The organism is Mycobacterium sp. TH-M106 (genome assembly GCF_057473765.1).
Window position 1 is genome coordinate 1 of sequence record NZ_JBYCLE010000653.1, and the last position, 4014, is coordinate 4014.

General features: G+C 67.9%; 6 protein-coding genes. All 6 read left to right on the top strand.

The window, feature by feature from the left end; genetic code table 11:
- Nucleotides 1–314: pyridoxamine 5'-phosphate oxidase family protein (locus AC2VOP_RS21775; protein WP_486962896.1), on the top strand; the 314-nt coding region annotated here is incomplete at its 5' end.
- A 241-nt stretch (nt 315–555) separates the two neighbouring features.
- Complete coding sequence (locus AC2VOP_RS21780) at nt 556–1890, top strand: DUF6745 domain-containing protein (protein ID WP_486962897.1); 1335 nt, start codon at nt 556–558, stop codon at nt 1888–1890.
- Nucleotides 1891–1921: 31 nt separating this feature from the next.
- The gene (locus AC2VOP_RS21785) at nt 1922–2323 is read left to right on the top strand and encodes a hypothetical protein (protein WP_486962898.1); all 402 of its coding nucleotides are present in this window, start codon (nt 1922–1924) and stop codon (nt 2321–2323) included.
- A gap of 112 nt (nt 2324–2435) precedes the next feature.
- On the top strand, nt 2436–2936 hold the full coding sequence (locus tag AC2VOP_RS21790) for a hypothetical protein (RefSeq protein ID WP_486962899.1): 501 nt from the start codon (nt 2436–2438) through the stop codon (nt 2934–2936).
- The gene (locus AC2VOP_RS21795) at nt 2933–3553 is read left to right on the top strand and encodes an RES family NAD+ phosphorylase (protein WP_486962900.1); all 621 of its coding nucleotides are present in this window, start codon (nt 2933–2935) and stop codon (nt 3551–3553) included. Before AC2VOP_RS21790 ends, AC2VOP_RS21795 begins: the two co-directional genes overlap by 4 nt.
- Nucleotides 3554–3689: 136 nt before the next feature.
- The coding region (locus AC2VOP_RS21800) for an acyl-CoA thioesterase (RefSeq protein ID WP_486962901.1) at nt 3690–4014 on the top strand (325 nt) is incomplete at its 3' end.

Consider the following 4014-nt stretch of genomic DNA (forward strand, 5'->3'; position numbering starts at 1 on the left):
CCGTCGCGGCGACGGTCGCTCTCGGCGGCACCCGTAAGCTCGACAACCTGCGTGCCGACCCGCGCGCCACCGTCGTCGTGCGGGCCGGCTGGCAGTGGGCCACCGTCGAGGGGACCGCCGAGCTGGCCGGCCCTGACGATCCGCAGCCCGGCGTCGACGACGAGGCGCTGCGGTTGTTGTTGCGCAGCATCTTCCGGGCGGCCGGCGGCACCCACGACGACTGGGAAACCTACGACCGCGTCATGCGCGAAGAGCGCCGGACGGCGGTGCTGATCACCCCGGCCCGGGTCTACACCAATCCCGGATTGGCGTGATTTTGGGCCTCAGGCGACCTAAGCCTGTCCGAAGCCGGCCTAAGCCTGTCCGAAGCCGACCTCAGCCCGCAGCGCGTCTCGCCGTTGGCCGCATCGTCGCAGTGATTGCAAGCACTCCCCCGGTCGTGCAGGTCCAGGCATCCGAGCGCACCCGCGATAGCGGGGCCAGCACGCACCAGGTCGGTTTGTCGGTGCCTCCGGTTAACCTCACGACCAATGACGACGCGGAGGTGCGCTACCGATGGCTGATCAACTCGTTGAGCTGACGACGAAACAGCGGGACCGGTTGGCGGCCTTCGCCGAAGATTGGATTGCCAAGGCTCGAAGCACCACGCCACTCACGGAGGCGGAATGGCGATCCTGGGAGACCGGGATACGCAGCTACTACGCGGACGCCGGGCGCACCTGGCCGGGTGTGGTGGTCCGGGTCGGCTCGCCAATGGTCGGGGCGCTGGCTGCACCGGTTGCGCTGAGCGTGCTGCGGGGGCGTCGGCGTCGGCCGCAGCGCCGCCGTGCGGTGAACCCAGCGGAAGTCGAGTCCGCGGTCGAGAAGACCATCACGGCGACGGTCGACCCGTGGCTTCGTTCACCGTTCCGCATAGGAATCGAGACAGCAAGCGATCCGGCGCTGCGTTCGGCGGTCGCCGCGGCAGCATCGTCAGCGGTGTGCGCTGCACTGTGCGCCGACCCGACCGGCGCTAACGATCAGCAGACAAGCGGGCGCAGGTCCGTCTGGGTGAAGCCGGCGAAGTTGAGGCCGCCGGAGCCGAGGGCGCTCAGCGAGACGGTCCACCGACGGATCTACCTGGAGGTGTTCAGCCGGACCTGCTGGCGGATCTTCCGTGCGACCGACCTGGCAATCGACCTTGCAGTCGAATCTGCCGTCAGCGCGTCGATCCCGTCGAGGTGGCACCGCCGCGGCCCGTTAGAACATTCCTACAGCTGGCCGATCGTCTCCGCTTTCTTCCGTGACGAGGTGAAACTGCCACTGGCCGATGAGCTTTGGCAACGCAGCCGGGCGTATCAGGACGCGCTCCTTACTCGATGGTGGTGGTCTACTCGAGATTTCGTGATGGTCTGCGATCGGCCCGTCGAGCTGCATGTCGAAGCCACGCCGGATTCGCATCGGCTGCACAATGACTCCGGCCCGGCGATCCGGTGGGCCGACGGCTGGGCGCTGTACTTCTGGCACGGCACCCAGGTGCCCGCCGATATGATCGAAACCGATTGGCGGCCTGAACAAATCCTGGCCGAGCCGAATGTTGAGGTCCGACGCTGCGCCATCGAACGCATCGGCTGGGATCGCTTCGCCACCACCGCCGAACTCGCCGAGGTCGACCAGTCTCCAGACCCGGGCAATCCTGGCCAACTGCTGCGTCTCTACGACGTGCCACGCGGACTGCTCGGCAACCCGACGCGGGTCCTGGTGTGCACCAACGCCACCCGTGAGCGCGACGGGACGCGTCACAATTTCGGCCTGACCGTTCCCAGCGACTGCTTCACCGCGCTGGCCGCCGCGGCATGGACCTTCGACATCTCCGAGACCGAGTACGTCAACCTGGCACGGGCCACCTGACTCGCGCTTCGATCCGAAAGGAAACACCACCATGACAACAGTCAACGACCTGATGCAGACCGCCGGGATCGCCATCGTCGCCGAACACGACACCGGCCTCGAGATCCCGGTTTTGCCCGGCATGCAGCGCCAAGGCGACGTCCTGGTGCGGCCGGCGCACGTCAGTGCCACCGCCGCGGTGCCGGCATCGGGGACACCGGTAGTGCGCGCCGAAAACGGCGGCAACACCCACGCCGTCTACGCCGCCGACGGACCCGTCTACTGCGATACCTTCGCACCCGACGGCCTTCGGGTCGCCACCCTGGCCGTGCCCGACGGCTCCACCGCTTACCTGGGACATCCCGAGCACGGCTACCTGGGAATCGCGCCGGGCACCTATGAGATTCGCCGGCAACGCGAAATGGGCCGAGCGGCGCGGATGGTTGCCGACTGACAGGTTGACGTAGTTGTCTTGGTATCAATAATGGTCAGCTGATAGTTTGGCCGGTCTGCGGCCATATATCCAGTGTTTGACTTGACGATGTTGACAGTGGATGATGATGGCTATGACGGGACTAGGAAAGGCGCTTGACGACGAGCTCGCCGCGCAGGGCATCGACACGGCCGCCCTGGACGCCGGGGACTACGAGTATGCGGCTTCGGCGATCCGTAGTTTCGTCTGCCGACTCAAGGCCCGCCACGCCTGGGAGCACCACGTCGGCGCGCTGCTCAGCCACGGCCAGGTCTTGGACTTGACCGGCTGGAGCAGGCAGGCGCTCAGCCAGGCCGTACACGGTCATCGGGTGTTGCGCCTACACGGCGACAGCGGCCACGCCTATCTGCTGGCCGGGTTCGACGAGCAAGTACCCGCCCGCCCGCTGCCAGGACTCAAGGAGGTGCTCACCGCATGGGCCGGTGTAGACCCGCGCGGCTGGGCGGCCGCGTCGTGGCTGTGCTCGCCGCAACCCGAACTCGGCGGTGAAACACCGCGGGCTGCGCTCGCCGCCGGCGACGGCGAGCAGGTCGCCGTCCTGGCGCGACAGGCCGCTGCCCGACTCGCCGCGTGAGCCCGGCGCGCACCGGTCTGCATCTCGCCTCTCCGCCGCCCCCGGATCGGCTGGCCGCGTTCCCGCATTACAGCTACCCGGCTGACGTCGAGGTCTTTCGCTGCCATGCACACGGTAGGAGGGCGCGTTGGTTTTCCAGCTCCGGGGAGGGACGCTTCGATCTGGCGGCGCCCGACGGCACCTGCTACGCCGCCGAATCAGCCGTCGTGGCTCTGCTGGAAGCGTGGGGCGGTATGCACATTGTTCCCGATTACCTTGCCGCCCAGCGTGACATGTCGCAGTTGCGGATCGACGATCCGGTACCGGTGGCCGACATGACGTCCAATGCTGCCATCCGGTTCGGTGTCACCGCCGAGGTCTTCACCACCGGCAACTACCCGATGACCCAACTGTGGGCGGCAGCACTGCATCGGGCGGGCTTTGCCGGCATCCGCTACTGGGCACGCCACGACCTCGCACACACCGCAGCCTGCCTGGCGCTGTTCGGCCCGGCGGGCGACGTCTGCGACACCGCCTTGAGCGTTGTCGGCACCGAGCATCTGCCCGACCGCCGCGACCTGCTGTTCGATTTGGAAACCGAGACGGGCAGCACTGTTTCGCCGGTGCCTCCGATCTGACGCGGTGAGCGTCCGCTTTCCGGAAGCGACCGCCAGCAGGCCGTTGTGAGGGTTGGCGCCGACCCGCGCCGATCGACGCCGCGCCGACCGCCTCTGGCAAGCTGGACCCGGCACAACGGATGAGGAGTCCTACGTCGTGGGTGAACGTGAACGTCGCGAGACCCGCACACCTCACCCCTTCGACCGCGCCCTACACCTCGACTCCCTCGGCGCCGGCACCCTGCGCGGCCGCACCCAGCCGGAGTGGGCCAACATGGTCGGCCCGTTCGGCGGCATCACCGCGGCGATCATGCTGCACGCCGCACAATCCCATCCCGACCGCATCGGCGACCCGCTCGCGCTGACCGTCAACTACGCCGGACCGATCGCCGACGGCGAGTTCGACATCGCCGCGCGCGCCGCCCGCACCAACCGCAGCAGCCAACACTGGATCGTCGAACTTCGCCAGGGCGGCGAGGTCA

Bases quoted from the DNA above. Each gene is read 5' to 3' on its own strand.
- AC2VOP_RS21780 (WP_486962897.1), top strand. From the start codon at position 556: ATGGCTGATCAACTCGTTGAGCTGACGACGAAACAGCGGGACCGGTTG.
- AC2VOP_RS21785 (WP_486962898.1), top strand. From the start codon at position 1,922: ATGACAACAGTCAACGACCTGATGCAGACCGCCGGGATCGCCATCGTC.
- AC2VOP_RS21790 (WP_486962899.1), top strand. From the start codon at position 2,436: ATGACGGGACTAGGAAAGGCGCTTGACGACGAGCTCGCCGCGCAGGGC.